Annotated in this window: 16 protein-coding genes; 7 read left to right on the top strand and 9 right to left on the bottom strand. The window is 67.8% G+C overall.

The features are described from left to right. Nucleotides 1-217 precede the first annotated feature (217 nt). Nucleotides 218-871 carry an adenylate kinase gene (gene adk / locus EV675_RS26200; RefSeq protein ID WP_130361436.1) on the top strand — a complete coding sequence of 218 codons (654 nt, stop codon included), beginning with the start codon at nucleotides 218-220 and terminating at the stop codon, nucleotides 869-871. 181 nt (nucleotides 872-1,052) lie between these two features. Then, on the top strand, nucleotides 1,053-3,128 hold the full coding sequence (locus EV675_RS26195; RefSeq protein ID WP_130361434.1) for a sodium-translocating pyrophosphatase: 2,076 nt from the start codon (nucleotides 1,053-1,055) through the stop codon (nucleotides 3,126-3,128). Nucleotides 3,129-3,159: 31 nt separating this feature from the next. On the opposite strand, the gene EV675_RS26190 is transcribed toward EV675_RS26195, so the two are convergent. The 5 genes from EV675_RS26190 to murJ form a co-directional block, all read right to left on the bottom strand. Next, nucleotides 3,160-4,068: a fumarylacetoacetate hydrolase family protein gene (locus EV675_RS26190; RefSeq protein WP_130361432.1), complete on the bottom strand. Its 909-nt coding sequence runs from the start codon at nucleotides 4,066-4,068 to the stop codon at nucleotides 3,160-3,162. 19 nt (nucleotides 4,069-4,087) lie between these two features. Further along, nucleotides 4,088-5,257 carry an enolase C-terminal domain-like protein gene (locus EV675_RS26185; protein ID WP_130361430.1) on the bottom strand — a complete coding sequence of 390 codons (1,170 nt, stop codon included), beginning with the start codon at nucleotides 5,255-5,257 and terminating at the stop codon, nucleotides 4,088-4,090. Continuing rightward, complete coding sequence (locus EV675_RS26180; protein ID WP_130361428.1) at nucleotides 5,257-6,237, bottom strand: Bug family tripartite tricarboxylate transporter substrate binding protein; 981 nt, start codon at nucleotides 6,235-6,237, stop codon at nucleotides 5,257-5,259. The genes EV675_RS26185 and EV675_RS26180 overlap by 1 nt, the downstream gene beginning before the upstream one ends. A 121-nt stretch (nucleotides 6,238-6,358) precedes the next feature. Further along, complete coding sequence (locus tag EV675_RS26175) at nucleotides 6,359-7,282, bottom strand: AraC family transcriptional regulator (RefSeq protein WP_130361426.1); 924 nt, start codon at nucleotides 7,280-7,282, stop codon at nucleotides 6,359-6,361. A gap of 30 nt (nucleotides 7,283-7,312) precedes the next feature. Further along, nucleotides 7,313-8,881 carry a murein biosynthesis integral membrane protein MurJ gene (gene murJ / locus EV675_RS26170; RefSeq protein WP_130361424.1) on the bottom strand — a complete coding sequence of 523 codons (1,569 nt, stop codon included), beginning with the start codon at nucleotides 8,879-8,881 and terminating at the stop codon, nucleotides 7,313-7,315. A 188-nt stretch (nucleotides 8,882-9,069) separates the two neighbouring features. Between murJ and rpsT the strand changes: the two genes are divergently transcribed. Next, the gene (gene rpsT / locus EV675_RS26165) at nucleotides 9,070-9,333 is read left to right on the top strand and encodes a 30S ribosomal protein S20 (protein WP_087780818.1); all 264 of its coding nucleotides are present in this window, start codon (nucleotides 9,070-9,072) and stop codon (nucleotides 9,331-9,333) included. 137 nt (nucleotides 9,334-9,470) lie between these two features. Here the strand turns inward: rpsT and EV675_RS26160 are convergent, their stop codons facing one another. After that, nucleotides 9,471-9,794, bottom strand: coding sequence for a DUF3579 domain-containing protein (locus EV675_RS26160; protein ID WP_130361422.1), 324 nt, complete (start codon nucleotides 9,792-9,794; stop codon nucleotides 9,471-9,473). 454 nt (nucleotides 9,795-10,248) lie between these two features. Between EV675_RS26160 and argF the strand changes: the two genes are divergently transcribed. From argF to EV675_RS26145, 3 genes are all read left to right on the top strand, one after another. Continuing rightward, nucleotides 10,249-11,199 (top strand): ornithine carbamoyltransferase, encoded by a 951-nt coding sequence (gene argF, locus EV675_RS26155; protein ID WP_130361420.1) that lies wholly within the window; start codon nucleotides 10,249-10,251, stop codon nucleotides 11,197-11,199. 164 nt (nucleotides 11,200-11,363) lie between these two features. Then, nucleotides 11,364-12,590 (top strand): argininosuccinate synthase, encoded by a 1,227-nt coding sequence (locus tag EV675_RS26150; RefSeq protein WP_130361418.1) that lies wholly within the window; start codon nucleotides 11,364-11,366, stop codon nucleotides 12,588-12,590. A 99-nt stretch (nucleotides 12,591-12,689) separates the two neighbouring features. Continuing rightward, on the top strand, nucleotides 12,690-13,433 hold the full coding sequence (locus tag EV675_RS26145) for a glutamine amidotransferase (protein ID WP_130361416.1): 744 nt from the start codon (nucleotides 12,690-12,692) through the stop codon (nucleotides 13,431-13,433). Here EV675_RS26145 and murB read toward each other — a convergent pair. Continuing rightward, entirely contained in the window at nucleotides 13,430-14,485 is a 1,056-nt protein-coding gene (gene murB, locus EV675_RS26140) for a UDP-N-acetylmuramate dehydrogenase (protein WP_423213245.1), read from the bottom strand. The two genes, EV675_RS26145 and murB, sit on opposite strands and share 4 nt — an antisense overlap. Before the next feature lie 129 nt (nucleotides 14,486-14,614). On the opposite strand from murB, the gene EV675_RS26135 reads away from it, so the two are divergent. Beyond that, on the top strand, nucleotides 14,615-15,100 hold the full coding sequence (locus tag EV675_RS26135; protein ID WP_124690365.1) for a YajQ family cyclic di-GMP-binding protein: 486 nt from the start codon (nucleotides 14,615-14,617) through the stop codon (nucleotides 15,098-15,100). A gap of 42 nt (nucleotides 15,101-15,142) precedes the next feature. Here the strand turns inward: EV675_RS26135 and EV675_RS26130 are convergent, their stop codons facing one another. Beyond that, nucleotides 15,143-15,361 carry a helix-turn-helix domain-containing protein gene (locus tag EV675_RS26130; protein WP_233146180.1) on the bottom strand — a complete coding sequence of 73 codons (219 nt, stop codon included), beginning with the start codon at nucleotides 15,359-15,361 and terminating at the stop codon, nucleotides 15,143-15,145. A 235-nt stretch (nucleotides 15,362-15,596) separates the two neighbouring features. Beyond that, on the bottom strand, nucleotides 15,597-17,483 hold the full coding sequence (gene dxs, locus EV675_RS26125; protein WP_130361412.1) for a 1-deoxy-D-xylulose-5-phosphate synthase: 1,887 nt from the start codon (nucleotides 17,481-17,483) through the stop codon (nucleotides 15,597-15,599). Nucleotides 17,484-17,495: the final 12 nt, after the last annotated feature.

The raw sequence follows: 17,495 nt of genomic DNA, 5'->3' as shown, positions 1-17,495 counted from the left end.
CGGCGCCGCGCGCTTGAGGTAAGTTTGGGGGACTCGTGCCTGAAACACGCGGCCATAGGGGGGTCGGCATACCGACATCGACCGCATGCCGCAGCGCATCGGCTTTCATCACCATCCCGGCGACACGTTCGCGGCCTGGACCCTGATGGGCCGGGCCAGCGGTGTGTGCGCCGGTAACGCCGCAGGCCAAGAACACCAACTCAATCAGGAAGCATCAATGCGTCTAATCTTGCTCGGAGCGCCCGGCGCCGGCAAAGGCACCCAGGCCGCGTTCCTCAAGGACCGCTACGGCATTCCCCAGATTTCCACCGGCGACATGCTGCGGGCCGCGGTCAAGGCCGGCACGCCCCTGGGCATCGAAGCCAAGAAAGTCATGGACGTCGGCGGACTCGTCTCCGACGACATCATCATCGGCCTCGTCCAGGACAGGCTGAAGGAAGCGGACTGCGCCAACGGCTACCTGTTCGACGGATTCCCCCGCACGATTCCCCAGGCCGAGGCGCTGCGCTCGGCCGGCGTGTCGCTGGACTTCGTGGTCGAAGTGGACGTACCCGAGGAAGAGATCATCGAACGCATGAGCGGCCGCCGCGTGCACCTGGCCAGCGGCCGCACCTACCACCTGCGCTTCAATCCGCCCAAGAACGCCGGCGTCGACGACGTCACGGGCGAGCCGCTCGTCCAGCGCGACGACGACAAGGAAGAGACCGTGCGCAAGCGTCTCGAGGTCTATCGCCAGCAGACCCGGCCGCTGGTCGACTATTACTCGCAGTGGGCCGCCGAAGGCGATGCGAAGGCGCCCCGCTACCGCAAGATCTCCGGTGTAGGCTCCGTCGACGAGATCAAGACCCGCCTGTTCGATGCGTTGAGGTAGCCCCCCCTACGCGCTTACGCGCGCCCCCCAGGGGGCGAAACCTGCGGACTGGCGGAGCCAGATCCGCGGTTTCCTCGGTCTGGGTGAGGTTGGGGTTGGGTCGGGTGCGGTAACTGCTTCACTGTTTTTGTTTGCTCGGTAGTTTTTGAAACTTTCGTAGTTGAACAAAAGGAGGAGTTGCATGGCAACCGGTCTGTCATTCGCGCTCGTATGCGGCCTTCTGGCCGTCGCGTTCGGCGCGATTTCCACCTTCTGGATACTCAAGCAAGAAAGCGGGAACACCCGCATGGTGGAAATCGCGACGGCCGTGCAGCAGGGCGCTCAAGCCTATCTCGCCCGTCAGTACACGACCATCGCCATCGTCGGCGTGGTGCTGTTCATCGTCATCGGCCTCGTGCCCGGCCTGGGCTGGCCGTGCGCGCTGGGCTTCGCAGTGGGCGCCGTGCTTTCCGGCGCCGCGGGCTTCATAGGCATGAACGTCTCGGTGCGCGCCAACGTGCGTACCGCCCAGGCTGCCACGCGGGGCTTGAACGAAGCGCTGACCGTCGCTTTCCGCGGCGGCGCCATCACCGGCATGCTGGTGGTGGGCCTGGGGCTGACCGGCATTACCGTGCTGCTGTGGGTACTGCTGGGCACCAACCTGTCGGGCGCCGACGGCGCCGGACTGCACGAACAATTGCAGCCGCTGATCGGCCTGGCCTTCGGCTCCTCGCTGATTTCCATCTTCGCCCGGCTGGGCGGCGGCATCTTCACCAAGGGCGCCGACGTGGGCGCCGACCTGGTGGGCAAGGTCGAGGCCGGCATCCCCGAAGACGATCCGCGCAACCCCGCGGTCATCGCCGACAACGTCGGCGACAACGTGGGCGACTGCGCGGGCATGGCGGCGGACCTGTTCGAGACCTATGCCGTCACCATCGTCGCCACCATGCTGCTGGGGTCGCTGGTGATCGAGGTGGCGCCGCTGCAGGCGGTCATCTACCCGCTGGTCCTGGGCGGCTTCTCCATCATCGCATCCATCCTGGGCTGCATGGCGGTCAAGGCCAGCCCCGGCAAGCGCATCATGAGCGCGCTGTACCGCGGCCTCGCGGTGGCGGGCATCCTGGCGCTGGTGGCGTTCTACCCGCTGACGGCCTGGGTCTTCGCCGGCACCCCGCTGGACGACGGCAACAGCCTGGGCCGGCTCTACGGCTGCACGGTGGTGGGCCTGGTGCTGACCGGCCTGATCGTCTGGATCACCGAGTACTACACGGGCACCGAATACAAGCCGGTGCGCTACGTGGCGCAGGCCTCGACCACCGGACACGGCACCAACATCATCGCCGGCCTGGCGGTCTCGATGAAGTCCACCGCCGCGCCCGTGATCCTGGTCTGCCTGGCGATCTACGCCGCCTACACGCTGGCGGGCCTGTACGGCATCGCCGTCGCGGCCACCGCCATGCTGTCCATGGCGGGCATCATCGTCGCGCTGGACGCCTACGGCCCCATCACCGACAACGCCGGCGGCATCGCCGAAATGGCGCAGATGCCCGAATCGGTGCGCAACATCACCGATCCGCTGGACGCGGTGGGCAACACCACCAAGGCGGTCACCAAGGGCTATGCCATCGGCTCGGCCGGCCTGGCCGCGCTGGTGCTGTTCGCCGACTTCACCCACGCGCTCGACCACCTCGGCAAGAACGTCGACTTCTCGCTGGCCGAACCGGCCGTCATCATCGGCCTGTTCGTGGGCGGCCTCATCCCCTTCCTGTTCGCGGCGATGGCCATGGAGGCCGTGGGCCGCGCCGCGGGATCGGTGGTGGTCGAGGTCCGGCGCCAGTTCACCGAGATCCCCGGCATCATGGAAGGCACCGCCAAGCCCGAGTACGGCAAGGCCGTGGACATGCTGACCAAGGCGGCCATCAAGGAAATGATGGTGCCCTCGGCGCTGCCCGTGGTGGTGCCCATCGTGCTGGCCGTGATCATCGGCCTGCTGATGGGCGGCGAAGCGGCGCGCATGGCGGTGGGCGGCATGCTGATGGGCGCCATCGTGACCGGGCTGTTCGTCGCCATCTCCATGTGCACGGGCGGCGGCGCCTGGGACAACGCCAAGAAATACATCGAGGAAGGCCACCACGGCGGCAAGGGCTCCGAGGCCCACAAGGCCGCCGTTACCGGCGACACCGTGGGCGACCCCTACAAGGACACGGCCGGCCCCGCGGTGAACCCCCTGATCAAGATCGTCAACATCGTCGCACTGCTGCTGGTGCCGCTGCTCTAGCGGCCGGGCGCGGTGGCGGGTTCCGGGCCGCTCAGGACCGGACCGCCGCCAGCACCGTATTGCGCAGGCTTCCCACCTTCTCGATCTCGCACTCGACGACATCGCCCGGCCGCAGATAGCGGCCGTCGGCCACCCCGCAGCCCGCGGGCGTGCCGGTGGCGATGACGTCGCCCGGCCGCAGCGTCATCGCGCGCGAAATGTGCGCGACCAGCGCCGGGATCTTGAAGATCATCTGCTCGGTGGACGCATCCTGCCTGGTCTCGCCATTGACCCGACACGTGATGCGCAGCGGATACGGCCGGGGAATGTCCCGCGCCAGCGCGATGGCCGGCCCCAGCGGGCAGGAACGGTCCAGGCTCTTGCCCTGTATCCAGTTCTGGCCATAGCGGCCGGTCAGGGTGGGCGCCGCCTCGTTGGCCTGCAACTCGCGGTAGCTTACGTCGTTGCAGACGGTATAGCCCGCCACGTGGTCGTAGGCGTCCGCTTCGGCGATGTCGCGCCCTTCCCGGCCGATCACGACCGCCAGTTCCGCCTCGTAGTCCATCTTGCGCGAGAAATCGTGGCCGCCGATGGGGTCGCCGGGTGCCACCGCCGTGCCGGGCAGCTTGGTGAAGAAGAACGGCTGCTCGGGCGGCGTCAGCTTGCCCTCGGCGCCATGGTCGAAATAGTTGACGACGTGCGCGAGGATCTTCGATCCCGCTTCGATGGGCGCGAGCAGGCGCACCGAATCCAGCGCAACGACGGGACCGGACGCGGCCAGGCCGGCGGCCGCGTCGCGGGCCATGTCGCCCGCCGCCAGGAACAGCCGCAGGTCGTGGAACAGCGGCGCCATCCATTCGCGGCCCGCCGCGTGGGCGGCCAGCGCCAGGTCGACCACGCGATCGCCCTCGACCGCGCACACGTGCGCTCCGGCCACGGTGGCCATGCGTCCTATCTTCATCTTCACTCCTCGCTTGGTGTCAGAATCCCGCCATGTCCTTCATCACGGCGTACAGGCCGGGCTGGCGCTCGAAGCCTATGCCCGGCGACTGCGGCAGAGTGGCCTGCCCGTCGGCGATAGCGACCTCCTGGCCGAAGCCGCTGAAGATGCCGAACGTGTCCGGATAGGACTCGCATCCCCCCAGCCCCAGGCCGCCGACCAGGTGCAGGCACATCAGGTTGCCGCCGTGCGGATACATCGCGGAACGGGCGAAACCGTGCCGGCCGGCAACCGCCAGCACGTTCAGGTACTCGGTGATGCCGAAGGACAGCGGAGGATCGAGCTGGATGATGTCCCGGTCCGGACGAAAGCCCGCGTAGGACAGGAAGTGGTCCAGTTCCTTGCCGCAGGCCATGTTCTCGCCGGTGGCCAGGGGCCCCGCGTAGGCGCGGGCCAGGTCGGCATAGATGCCGTACTCCAGGAAATCGCAGGGCTCTTCGAACCAGCGCAGGCCGTAGGGCGCGATGGCCCGGGCATAGTCCAGCGCGGTATCGCGGCCGAACGCGCAGCTCGCATCCACGGCCAGGGCCCGGCCGTCGCCCATCTCGCTCAGCACGGCCTCGATGCGCCGGCAGTCCTCGGCCACCGACAGGCCGCCTATCTTCATCTTCACCATCCGGTAGCCGGCGTCGCGGTACCGGATCATCTCGTCCTTCAGGTCGCGCGCGGTCTGGCCCGGAAAATACCAGCCGCCGCCGACATACACCGGCGCGTGCGTGCGCGCCCGGCCGCCGCCATGGCGCTCGGCCAGCACGGCATGCAGCGGCTTGCCTTCGACCTTGGCCACCAGGTCCCACACGGCCACGTCCACCGTGCCCATGGGAATGGCGCGCTCGGCGTAGCCGCCGCGCCGCTCCCGCCGCTGCCCGCAGGCCAGGATCGCCGCGGGATCGAAATTCCGTCCCGAGGCGTCCAGCAGACTGTCGGGATCGGCGCCCAGGATGCGCGGCGCGATCCGGTCGCGGATCTGTTCGCCGCAGGCATAACGGCCGAAGGAGTTGAACGCGAACCCCACCAGCGGCCGTCCGTCGCGGATCACGTCCGACACCACGGCCACCACCGTGGCGGTCATCTGGCTGAAGTCGGAGCGGGCATTGGACAGGCGCGATTCCAGCGCGACCGTGCGTTCGAGGATCTTGACGATACGCATCAGTTCACCGTCGCGCCGGAAGCCTTCACCGCGGCGGCGAACTTGGCCATTTGCTCGCGCACGAAATCCACGCTGCGCGGATACGGCACGAGCGTGCGTTCGAACGAGCTCTCGGCCAGCTTGGCCTGCATGTCCGGGCCAGCCATGGCCTGCCCGATGGCGGCCACCAGCTTGTCGTGCACGGCGGCGGGCAGGCCCTTGGGCGCGGCCACCACCCACAGGGACACGGCATCGACGCCCGGATAGCCCGCCTCGGCGAAGGATGGCGTGTCGGGGAACAGCGGCGAGCGCTTGTCGCCGGTCACCGCGATCGGCGCCAGCACGCCGCTCTTGACCTGCTGCACGACCAGCGCCGGCAGGTTGAACATCATGTCGACCTGCCCGCCCAGCAGATCGGCGATCGCCGGCCCCGCCCCCTTGTAGGGCACGTGCAGCAGCTTGATGCCCGCGGCGGTCTTGAAGGTCTCGCCATGCAGGTGGACGACCGTGCCGGCGCCGGCGGACGCGAAGCTGAGCTGATCGGGCCGGGCCTTGGCCTCGGCCACGAGCTCCTGCACCGTGCGCGCCTTGAGGCGCTTGCTGTTGACCACCAGCACGCCGGTCGCGGTGGCGACCACCGACAGGAAATCGAAGTCCTTCAGGCTGTCGTACGGCAGGTTGGCGTACAGGCTGGGATTGATGGCGAAGGCGGTGTCCAGGAGACCGATGGTGTAGCCATCCGGCTGCGCCCGCGCCACCGTGGCCGTGCCTATCGTGCTGCCGGCGCCGCCCTGGTTCTCGACGAAGACCTGCTGGCCCAGCGCGGCGCCCAGCCGCTGCGCCAGTTGGCGGCCCAGCAGGTCGGTGCTGCCGCCCACCACATAGGGCACCACCATGCGGACCGCGCGAGACGGATAATCCGCATCGGCCGCGGTGGCGGCCCCCATCGCGCATGCCCACAGGCATGCGGCAAGTCCCAGCCGGCGTAACGGTCGATACATGGCGCCCTCCCTTTTCCGGTGGCGCGGACGGCGTGCCCCCGCACGTCCCGCGCATGCAGAAAAGTATAGGAAGCGCGGCCGCCGCCGGCCATGGACGGGATTGGCGACTATTTGGACAAAATCAGGACGCCTGCCAGGCCTCGGCCGGGTTCTCCCGGCCCGCGGCCTGGCCGCGATAGGCGCTGGGCGTCACGCCGCGCAACTGGCGGAAACGCCGGGCGAAATACGCCTCGTCGGGAAAGCCCACGCTGGCCGCGATCTCGGCGATCGGGCGCGACGATCCCGCCAGCATCCGGCACGCAAGGTCCATGCGCTGGTCGGCCAGGATCTCGGTGAAGGTCCGGCCGGTCTCCCGCTTGAGCAGGTGCGCCAGGTAGTGGGTCGACAGATAGGCGGCGGCCGCCGCGTCCGCCAGCGTGATGGGCTCGGCCAGGTGCTCGCGCATGAAGCGGCTCACGCGCGCCAGCGATGCCCGGCGGCTGCCCTGCAGCATCGAGGTCCGGGCCAGGGCCTGGAGATCGTCCTGATGCCGGCGGCACACCAGGCCGATCAGGCGGAACAGGTCGGCGCGGATGAACTCGGCGGCGTAGAAGCCGCCCCGGCCGTGCTCGGCCTGCATGCGCAGGCACAGGCGGCGCACCTCATCCAACTCGTCGGCGCCCAGCTCGAAATCCAGGTGCTCCTGGTACAGGAAAGGCGCGAGCTCGGGCATCTCGTCGATAGAGACGTCCTCCAGTTCCAGCAGGTCGATACGCGACTCCGGCCGCAGGAAATCGCGGCGGAAATTGATGACGAAGAACTCCGCCGGTTCGACGTGCCGGATGCAGTGCACGCGCAGCGGCATGATGAAACTGAGCGTGCCCGGCAGGATGGGCCGTACCGTCGCGCCCAGCACATGCTCGGTGCGGCCGGCCAGGTTCACATAGATCTGGAAATATTCGTGCTTGTGCAGCGGCGGCTGCCCGACCGAGGTGGCCTGATCGCGTATCCAGAACGCGGTGTGCGGAAGGAACTCGCTGGTGCGGTTGATGGGCGCGTCAGGCATCGCATCGGTGCTCCGGGTTGTCGGCGCTTCCTATTCTCTGGGCGGCGCCGTGCGGCGCCGGAAATCGCGCGGCCGGAAACCCAGCACGAACAGCACGCCGAAATAGACCACGGCGGCGCCGCCTATCACGCCCAGCAGCAGCGCCACCCGCAGCCAGGCGTGGGCCTGCAGGCCCAGCCAGTCCACGCGCTGATCGGCCAGCCACAGCGCCAGGCCCATGGCCGCCAGCGCCGCCGCCAACCTTGCCAGGAAGCCGCCCCAACCGGCCGCCGGCCGATAGACGCCGCGGCGGCGCAACCCGGTCAGCAGGGCCAGCGCGTTGATGCAGGCCCCCAGGCCGATGGACAGCGCCAGCCCGGCATGATGCAGCCACGGCACGAACACCAGGTTCAGGCACTGCGTGGCCACCAGCACCACCAGCGCGATCTTGACCGGCGTGCGGATATCTTGCCTGGCATAGAAGCCGGGCGCCAGGATTTTCACGGACAGGAGCCCGATCAGGCCCACCGCGTAGGCCACCACGGCCATCCGGGTCTGGGCGACGTCGGCGGCGGAGAAGGCGCCGTAGTGGAACAGCGTGCTGACCAGGGCCGTGGACATCAGCGCCATGCCCAGGCAGGCGGGCAGGCCCAGCAGCAGCGTCAGGCGCAGCCCCCAGTCCAGCAGCGCACTGTACTCCTCGGCGTGGCCGGCGGCATGCGCCTGCGACAGGCTGGGCAGCAATACGGTGCTGAGCGCGATGCCCAGCAGCGCGGTCGGAAACTCCATCAGCCGGTCGGCGAAGGACAGCCAGGTGACGCTGCCCGGCGCCAGCCAGGTCGCGATGTTGGTATTGATCAGCAACGACACCTGGGCCACCGAGACCCCCACGATGGCCGGCAGCATCTGCCGCAGGATGCGCCGCACGTAGGGATCCGCCCAGGCCGCGCGCAGCCCAAGCCCGATGCGGGGGCACAGGCCCAGCCGCGCCAGGGCGGCGAACTGCACCGCCAGTTGGGCCACGCCGCCGGCCATCACGCCCACCGCCAGGGCATAGAGCGGCACCTCCAGGTGCGGGGCGAGCCAGAGGCTGGCGGCGATCATGGACAGGTTCAGCAGCACAGGGGTGAAGGCCGGCACGCCGAAATGCCGCCAGGTGTTGAGCACGCCCGAGGCGAAGGCCACCAGCGACATGCACAGGATGTAGGGAAACATGACGCGGGTCATCCAGACCGCCGCCTGGAAATCGGCCGCGCGCTCCGCGCCCCGCAGCCCGCTGCCCATCGCGCTGACCACCCAGGGCGCGGCGATCACGCCCACGGCGGTCACGGCCATCAGCGCGAAGGTCAGCAGCGAGGCCACGTGGTCCAGCAGGCGGCGGGTGTCCTCGGGCGCATGGCGGTTGCGGGCCTCCCCCAGGATGGGCACGAAGGCCTGCGAGAACGCGCCCTCGGCGAACAGCCGGCGCAGCAGGTTGGGAATGCGGAAGGCCACCCAGAACGCGTCGGTCAGGCTGCCGGCGCCGAAGGCCCGGGCGATCAGCACGTCGCGCACGAGGCCGGTGATACGGGACAACAGGGTATAACTACTGATGGTGGCCGCGGCGCGCAGCAAATTCATGGGTGACCTTGTACGCGGGGCGCCGCGCGAGTATGGTTGCCTTGCTCGTGGTTTTGCGGGGACTCGGCCACGAAGCATTTGATTTTACGGCCATTTGGGGCTATAGTCTTTGGCTTTGCGAAGCTCCTGCCGCCGCGTATAGCACATATAGCAAGTCGTGACTTCGCCCTACCAGATACGGAATTTTCATGGCTAATACCGCCCAAGCACGCAAGCGCGCCCGCCAAGCAGTGGTCCGCAACAAGCACAACTCCAGCCTGCGTTCGATGCTGCGCACGTCGATCAAGCGCGTGCGCCAGGCCGTGGAAGCCGGCGACAAGGCCGCCGCCACGGAAGTGCTGCAGAAAGCCACCAGCGTCATCGACCGCGTCGCGGACAAGAAGATCATTCACAAGAACAAGGCCGCTCGCCACAAGAGCCGCCTGGCCGCCGCCGTCAAGGCCCTGGCCTGATCTGATTCCGCTGCGCGGCCCCGGTGCCGCGCGCGAGCAAGATGCCAGCTTGGCAGGATACCCTCCTGCCAAGCTGGCTTTTGTTCGTCCATACATCTCGTAATGCCCCCCACCGGGGCCCCGGCCTGACCGGCCCCTCAGGGCTGACGCGGCTTGCCCGGCGCATCCGGGATCAGGCAGGCCTCGACCGTGCGCAAATCGTTGTCGCGCGCGAAATCGTTCACGAACTGCCAGGCCAGGGGCTCGAGCGCCCGCAGCCGCTCGTCCACCACCACGCACTTGACGCCGTCGATGAAGGTGGGCACGACATAGGGGGAATAGGTGAAGGGGCTGGCCACGCTGCCCTTGGGCCGATAAGGCGACATGACGCCGGCCAGGCGTTCGGCCCAATCGCTGGGGCGGAACTTGCTGCCGCCGGAAGTGATACCCTGGATAATGAACTGCCTGACGCTTTCAGCCATCGTCGTTGTCTGCGGAAGGTGTCCGCGGTGAGGGGTCTCGTGAACCCGATGGATCTTGAGCCCGATCCGTTGCACACAGGCGTTGCATGTGCCGACCGGACCGCCCCGCGCAGCGGCGCGGGACTCGACGCGGGCCAGGCAAGACCCGATAGGGCCCGGCAGGGCTCGCGACGGGCGGGGTTACGCCCCGCCAGAGAAGCTCGGCATTGTAGCTTATCGCCCCACCCGGCCTCCAGCCGCACCCTGAACGGCGCGCAGGCGCGCGACACGATTTCCGCCACCCCACCGACCGCCCACGCCGCCGACGCGATCGCGCACCATCCCGAGGCTCCCGCCGCTTGTAACAATGCCTCGGGTATCATTGATCCTTTCCGCGAAACGAGCCGATGAGTCGATGGCCCGCGGCGCCACGGCGCCGCCCGCCGATTCGGCAACTCTCTGTCAGAGGCGTCGTATGAACGCAACTCCCCAGCAAAACTCGAAGACCACCCCTCCCCTGCGCCATTTCCTCCAGTTCAACGACTTCACGCGCGAGGAAATCGAATACCTGTTCAGCCGCGCGGCGCTGATCAAGCGCAAGTTCAAGAACTACGAGCCGCATTTCACCCTGAGCGACCGCACCCTCGCCATGGTGTTCGAGAAGGCCAGCACCCGCACCCGCGTGTCGTTCGAGGCCGGCATGTACCAGATGGGCGGCTCGGTCATCCACCTGACCACGGGCGACTCCCAGCTCGGCCGCTCCGAACCGGTCGAAGACTCGGCCCAGGTCATCTCCCGGATGGTCGACCTGATCATGATCCGTACCTTCGAACAGACCAAGATCGAGCGCTTCGCGGCCTACTCGCGCGTGCCCATCATCAACGGCCTGACCAACGAATTCCACCCCTGCCAGATCCTGGCCGACATCTTCACCTACATCGAGCACTGCGGCTCGATCCAGGGCAAGACCGTGGCCTGGGTGGGCGACTCCAACAACATGTGCAACACCTGGCTGCAGGCGGCCGAGCTGCTGGACTTCAATCTCCACGTCTCGACCCCGCCCGGCTACGAACTCGAGCCCGAACGCGCCGGCGTCATCGACGCCGAGCGGCTCAAGCAGTTCGCCGACCCCATGGAAGCCTGCAAGGGCGCCCACCTGGTCACCACCGACGTCTGGACCAGCATGGGCTTCGAAGCCGAGAACGAGGAACGCCGCGCCGCCTTCGCCGACTGGTGCGTCGACGGCGACATGATGGCCGTGGCCGACCCCGGCGCGGTCTTCATGCACTGCCTGCCCGCCCACCGTGGCGAGGAAGTCACCGCCGACGTCATCGACGGCCCGCAAAGCGTGGTCTGGGACGAAGCCGAGAACCGCATGCACGTCCAGAAGGCCCTGATGGAATTTCTGCTTCTAGGGCGCCTCTAGGGGGTGATACAATGACCGGTCGCCCTTGTGAGGCCGGGGGGCGATTGCACGATCCCGCGCATATGGCACGGAGCGCCCCTTGGGTGCGCCCCCATATCCGGTGACCTGACCGGCCAGAAAGCTGCACCGCCCAAGCGCGGGCCGTCCATGCCCTGGGAACATCAATGAGCGAAGTAAAGAAGGTCGTACTTGCCTACTCGGGCGGTCTTGACACATCCGTGATCCTGAAATGGCTTCAGGACACGTATCAGTGCGAAATCGTCACCTTCACCGCCGACATCGGCCAGGGTGAAGAACTCGAGCCGGCACGCGCCAAGGCCCTGAAGTTCGGCATCAAGCCGGAACACATCTACATCGACGACTTGCGCGAGGAATTCGTCCGCGACTTCGTCTTCCCGATGTTCCGCGCCAACACCATCTACGAAGGCGAGTACCTGCTGGGCACCTCCATCGCCCGCCCGCTGATCGCCAAGCGCCAGATCGAGATCGCGCGCGCGGTCAAGGCCGACGCCGTCTCCCACGGCGCCACCGGCAAGGGCAACGACCAGGTCCGCTTCGAGCTGGGCTACTACGCGCTGGAGCCGGGCATCAAGGTCGTCGCCCCGTGGCGCGAATGGGACCTGCTCTCGCGCGAGAAGCTGCTGGCCTACGCCGAAAAAGCCGGCATCCCCATCGAGATGAAGCACAAGCAGGGCGGCGCGCCCTACTCGATGGACGCCAACCTGCTGCACATCAGCTACGAAGGCCGCCACCTGGAAGACCCCAAGGCCGAAGCCGAGGAATCCATGTGGCGCTGGACCGTGGCCCCGGAAGCCGCGCCCGACACCCCCGAATATCTGGACGTCGAGTTCGAGCAGGGCGACATCGTCGCCCTGAACGGCAAGCGCATGACGCCCGCCGAAGTGCTGACCGAGCTGAACAAGCTGGGCGGCAAGCACGGCATCGGGCGCCTGGACCTGGTGGAAAACCGCTACGTCGGCATGAAGTCCCGCGGCTGCTACGAAACCCCGGGGGGCACGATCATGCTGCGCGCCCACCGCGCCATCGAATCCATCACGCTGGACCGCGAAGTCGCCCACCTCAAGGACGACCTGATGCCGCGCTACGCCAGCCTGATCTACAACGGCTACTGGTGGAGCCCCGAGCGCAAGGCGCTGCAGGTGCTGATCGACCATACCCAGCAGGCCGTGAACGGATGGGTGCGCCTGAAGCTGTACAAGGGCAACGTCTACACCATCGCCCGCGACTCGAAGAACACGCTGTTCGACCAGACCATCGCGACCTTCGACGACGACGGCGGCGCCTACGACCAGGCGGATGCCGGCGGCTTCATCAAGCTGAACGCCCTGCGCATGCGCATCGCGGAAAACGCCCGTCGCAAGCGCGGATGAGCCAACCGTCCGAACCCGTGCCTACCACCAGCCCGGAGACGGGCTGGCGTTGACCCGCCGTCGGCGGCCCTCGGGCCGCCGATTTGTTTTTCGAGCGCCATGAACGAGAACGCCCAACCGCCCCTGCTCATCATCCAGACCGGGCTCCCGCCCGAACCGGTGTCGAACCGGCACGGCACCTTCAGTTGCATGATCCGCGAAGCGGCCGGGCTGCGCGCCGGGGACATCGAGATCGTGGCCGTGCACCGGGGGGCCGAGCTGCGGCCGCCCTCGAGCTATCGGGCCGCGATCATCACCGGTTCACCCGCCATGGTCACCGACCTGGCCGACTGGAGCGAGCGCACGGCCGGCTGGATACGGCGGGCGGTGGACCTGGGCCTGCCCATCCTGGGCATCTGCTACGGACACCAGTTGCTGGCCCATGCGCTGGGCGGCCGGGTCGATTTTCATCCCCGCGGCCGTGAAGTGGGCACGCAAACCGTCGAACTGCTGCCCGCCGCCGGCGACGCTCCCCTGCTGGCGGGACTGCCCTCGCACTTTCCCGCGCACCTGATCCATCAACAGAGCGTGATGGAGGTGCCGGCCGGCGCCACCGTGCTGGCGCGCTCCGAGCACGACGCGCACCAGATCGTGCAATACGGCGATGGCGTGATCTCCAGCCAGTACCATCCGGAGTTCTGCCCCCGCATCATGGGGACCTACCTGACCCACTTCGGCCCCAGGCTGGGCGAGGAAGGCTTCGACGTCCAGGCGCTGAGCGCCCGCCTGCGGCCGGCACCCGAGGCCCGCGAACTGCTGCTGCGCTTCGTCCGGCAGCACGCCGCCTTGCGGGAAGCGGCCTAGGGATCGATGCCCGGCACCACGACCGGCTCGATCTCCAGCTCCAGACCGTAGCGTTCGCGCACGTCGCGCCGCACCGCCTGCGCCAGCGCCAGCACGTCGCCGGCTTGCGCGCCGCCATGATTGACCAGCACCAGCGCCTGGCGCTCGTGCACACCCACCGGTCCCATGCGGCGCCCCTTCCAGCCGCATTGGTCGATCAGCCAGCCGGCGGCCAGCTTGTAGCCGCCGTCCTCTTGCGGATAGGCCACCAGGCCGGGAAAGCGGGCATGCAGCTGCTCGTATTGCGCGGCCGGCACCACCGGATTCTTGAAAAAACTGCCGGCGTTGCCCAGCACGGCCGGGTCCGGCAGCTTGGCCCGCCGGATCGCGCAAACCGCCTCGTAGACATCGCGCGGGGTGGGCGAGCCTGCCAGGCCCTCGTGCCGCCGCAGATCGGGATAGTCCAGCACGGGTGCCCACCGCCGGGGCAAGCGCAGCCGCACGGCGGCGATGACCCAGCGCCCGGGCTCGCGCTTGAAGATGCTGTCCCGATAGGCGAAGGCGCATTGCGCCGCGTCCATCTCCGTCCAGGCGTCGCGCAGCAGGTCGTAGGCCGTCAGGCCCGCGAAGCGGTCGCGCAGTTCGACACCATAGGCACCTATGTTCTGGACCGGCGCCGCGCCGACGGTGCCGGGAATGAGCGCGAGGTTCTCCAGCCCGCCCCAGCCTTGCCCGACACAATAGGTAACGAAGTCGTGCCAGTTTTCGCCCGCCGCGGCTTCGACCACGCGGGACTCGTCGTCCTCGGCCAACAGCCGGATGCCGCGCAGCGCCATCCGCGCCACCAGGCCGCGCACCCGGGGCGGCAGGACCAGATTGCTTCCGCCGCCCAGCACCAGGAGCCCCGCGTCGCGGGAACGCGCCAGGCCGGCCAGCGCCGGCAGCTCGTCGCGGCTGCGCAGCGTGACGCAGGCCGGCGCCGAACTGACCAGCCCCAGGGTGTTGAGAGACGAAAGATCGCAGGCACCGGGCACGAGGCCCGCGCGAGCGCTGGAATCGGGAGCGACAGCCAATCTGGGCACCAGGCAGGACGAAAGACGAACTAGCGGGGCGGGACGGATTTCCCGCGGCCCCGCCATCTTACTTGACTACAATTCCTCTATTCCAAGACAGGCCGCAAGCCGCACGCAAGGAGCTCATTCATGCCTACATTCGATGTCGTCTGCAAACCCAACCTGGTCGAACTGCGCAATGCCGTCGAGCAGACCAACAAGGAAATCACCACCCGCTTCGACTTCAAGGGTTCGGATGCCCGCGTCGAACAGACCGACAAGGAACTGACGGCCTATGCCGACAGCGACTTCCAGTTGAACCAGGTGCGCGACGTGCTGCTGAACAAGATGACCAAGCGCAGCGTGGACGTGCGCTTCCTGGATCACGGCAAGGTCGAGAAGATGGGCGGCGACAAGGTCAAGCAGGTGCTGACGGTGCGCAATGGCGTGCCGCAGGACGCGGCCAAGAAGATCGTGGCCCTGATCAAGAACAGCAAGATGAAGGTCCAGTCCAGCATCCAGGGCGACACCGTGCGCGTGCAGGGCGCCAAGCGCGACGACCTGCAAAGCGCCATCGCGCTGCTGAAGAAGGACGTGACCGACCTGCCCCTGGGCTTCGAGAACTTCAGGGACTGAGCGGTCCTGCTCGCGGAACGGTCATGGCGGCCCCGCCGGGACTCAGAGCACGGGGCGTTTGAACAGCATGGCGGGGTCGAGTTCGAGCGCCTTGGCCAGCTTCTCGATGTTGTCGACCGAGATGTTGACGCGTGCCCGCTCGACCTGACTGACAAAGGTCCGGTCGAGATGGGCGGCAAACCCGAGCTGCTCCTGCGACATCTTCTGCGCGACCCGGAACGCTCGAACGTTGTAGCCGAGGATCTCGCGCAGCGTCGTCAAGGACGCCGACGGATTGGGGGATCTCAGAGGTGCGGGCATTGACGCATACTCCCCACGACAGCGCGTTATATCTACCGCTTTTACATCACTTTTACTGGACGCGATTGCAACGCTTCGCAAAGCGCTTCAGTAAAAGTAATTCTGCGCCTGTCGTGGTGCGGCACCTACGGGGCTAACCCTCGGTCATGCGTGGCGCGCCCGATACGGAAAGCGGGTGCTTCCCGCATTCGGGGGATCAACTCACCTGATCGGGAAAACGCCCGCGCACGGAAGCTTCGATGCCTGCCGCATCGAGCCCCAGGCCCGCCAGCAAGGCGGCCTGGTCGCCATGATCGATGAAGCGGTCGGGCAGGCCGAGCTGCATCACGGGCACGGTCACGCCGGCCTCGTTCAGCACTTCGCAGACGGCGCTGCCGGCGCCGCCCATGATGCTGCCCTCTTCCACCGTCACCAGCGCCGCGTGCCGCGCCGCCAGGTCGAGGATGAGTTCGCGGTCGATGGGCTTGACGAAGCGCATGTCCGCCACCGTGGCATCCAGCGCCAGGCCCGCCTGCAGTGCAGGAACGGCCAGCGTGCCGAACGCGAGGATCGCGACGCCGGCCTGGCCGCCGGACTGCGCGCGGCCGCTTTCGCGCCGCACGACGCCCTTGCCCAGCGGCACGGTATCGAGATTCGCGGCCGGCGCCGCTCCCCTGCCGGCGCCGCGCGGGTAGCGGACCGTGGCGGGTCCGGGATGCCGATAACAGGTCGACAGCAGCAGCCTGCATTCGGCCTCGTCCGAGGGCGTGGCCACCACCATGTTGGGGATGCAGCGCACGAAGGCGATGTCATAGTTGCCGGCGTGCGTGGCGCCATCGGCGCCCACGAGCCCGGCGCGATCGAGCGCGAAGGTCACGTCCAGATCCTGGAGCGCGACGTCGTGGATCAGTTGATCGTAGCCGCGCTGCAGGAAGGTGGAATAGATGGCCACCACCGGCTTGAGCCCTTCGCAGGCCAGGCCGCCCGCGAAGGTCACCGCGTGCTGCTCGGCGATGCCCACGTCGAAATAGCGCTCGGGAAAGCGCCGCTCGAATTCGACCAGGCCGCTGCCCTCGCGCATGGCGGGCGTGATGCCGATCAGGCGCGTGTCCTCGGCCGCCATGTCGCACAGCCAGTCGCCGAACACCTGGGTGAAGGTCTTCCTGGGCGGCGTGGACGGCTTGCTGATGCCCACCGCGGGATCGAACTTGCCCGGTCCGTGGTACAGGACGGGATCGGCCTCGGCCAGCTTGTATCCCTGCCCCTTGCGGGTGACGACGTGCAGGAAGCGCGGGCCGGACAGCTTGCGCATGTTCTGCAGCGTGGGGATCAGCGAATCGAGATCGTGTCCGTCGATGGGGCCGACATAGTTGAAGCCCAGTTCCTCGAACATCGTGGCGGGCGTGACCATGCCCTTGGCGTGCTCCTCGATGCGGCGCGCCAGCTCGAACACGGGCGGCACGTGCGACAGCACGGCCTTGCCCACGTTGCGCGCGGCGGCGTAGAACTTGCCCGACATCAGTCGCGCGAGGTAGCGGTTCAGCGCACCGACCGGCGGCGAGATCGACATGTCGTTGTCGTTCAGGATCACCAGCAGGTCCACGTCGGGCATGACGCCGCCGTTGTTCAGCGCCTCGAAGGCCATGCCGGCGGACATCGCGCCATCGCCGATCACGGCGATGTGCCTGCGGTCGATGCCGGCGTAGCGGGCCGCCGCCGCCATGCCCAGCGCGGCCGAGATGGAGGTGGACGAATGCGCGGTGCCGAAGGCGTCGTAGTCCGATTCGCTGCGGCGGGGAAAGCCCGAGATGCCGCCCTGCTGCCGCAGCGTGGCCATGCCGGCCCGCCGGCCCGTCAGGATCTTGTGCGGATAGGTCTGGTGCCCCACGTCCCAGACGATACGGTCGTCGGGCGTATCGAAGACGTAGTGCAGCGCCAGGGTCAGTTCGACCGTGCCCAGGTTGGACGACAGGTGGCCGCCGGTGCGGGACACCGACTCCAGCACGAAGGCGCGCAATTCATCGGCCAGCGCCGACAGTTGGCAGCGGTCCAGTTTCTTCAGGTCGGCCGGAGATTCGATGCGGTCGAGCATATCGGTGGGCATGTTTCGGTATCT

This window comes from Pigmentiphaga kullae (assembly GCF_004216695.1).
GTDB classification, from domain to species: domain Bacteria; phylum Pseudomonadota; class Gammaproteobacteria; order Burkholderiales; family Burkholderiaceae_B; genus Pigmentiphaga; species Pigmentiphaga kullae.
This window is presented reverse-complemented; position numbering and strand designations above follow the sequence as displayed.

Bases quoted from the DNA above. Each gene is read 5' to 3' on its own strand.
- EV675_RS26150 (WP_130361418.1), top strand. From the start codon at position 11,364: ATGAGCGAAGTAAAGAAGGTCGTACTTGCCTACTCGGGCGGTCTTGAC.
- murJ (WP_130361424.1), bottom strand. From the start codon at position 8,881: ATGAATTTGCTGCGCGCCGCGGCCACCATCAGTAGTTATACCCTGTTG.
- adk (WP_130361436.1), top strand. From the start codon at position 218: ATGCGTCTAATCTTGCTCGGAGCGCCCGGCGCCGGCAAAGGCACCCAG.
- EV675_RS26145 (WP_130361416.1), top strand. From the start codon at position 12,690: ATGAACGAGAACGCCCAACCGCCCCTGCTCATCATCCAGACCGGGCTC.
- EV675_RS26195 (WP_130361434.1), top strand. From the start codon at position 1,053: ATGGCAACCGGTCTGTCATTCGCGCTCGTATGCGGCCTTCTGGCCGTC.
- EV675_RS26180 (WP_130361428.1), bottom strand. From the start codon at position 6,237: ATGTATCGACCGTTACGCCGGCTGGGACTTGCCGCATGCCTGTGGGCA.
- rpsT (WP_087780818.1), top strand. From the start codon at position 9,070: ATGGCTAATACCGCCCAAGCACGCAAGCGCGCCCGCCAAGCAGTGGTC.
- argF (WP_130361420.1), top strand. From the start codon at position 10,249: ATGAACGCAACTCCCCAGCAAAACTCGAAGACCACCCCTCCCCTGCGC.
- EV675_RS26135 (WP_124690365.1), top strand. From the start codon at position 14,615: ATGCCTACATTCGATGTCGTCTGCAAACCCAACCTGGTCGAACTGCGC.
- dxs (WP_130361412.1), bottom strand. From the start codon at position 17,483: ATGCCCACCGATATGCTCGACCGCATCGAATCTCCGGCCGACCTGAAG.
- EV675_RS26160 (WP_130361422.1), bottom strand. From the start codon at position 9,794: ATGGCTGAAAGCGTCAGGCAGTTCATTATCCAGGGTATCACTTCCGGC.
- EV675_RS26190 (WP_130361432.1), bottom strand. From the start codon at position 4,068: ATGAAGATAGGACGCATGGCCACCGTGGCCGGAGCGCACGTGTGCGCG.
- EV675_RS26175 (WP_130361426.1), bottom strand. From the start codon at position 7,282: ATGCCTGACGCGCCCATCAACCGCACCAGCGAGTTCCTTCCGCACACC.
- EV675_RS26185 (WP_130361430.1), bottom strand. From the start codon at position 5,257: ATGCGTATCGTCAAGATCCTCGAACGCACGGTCGCGCTGGAATCGCGC.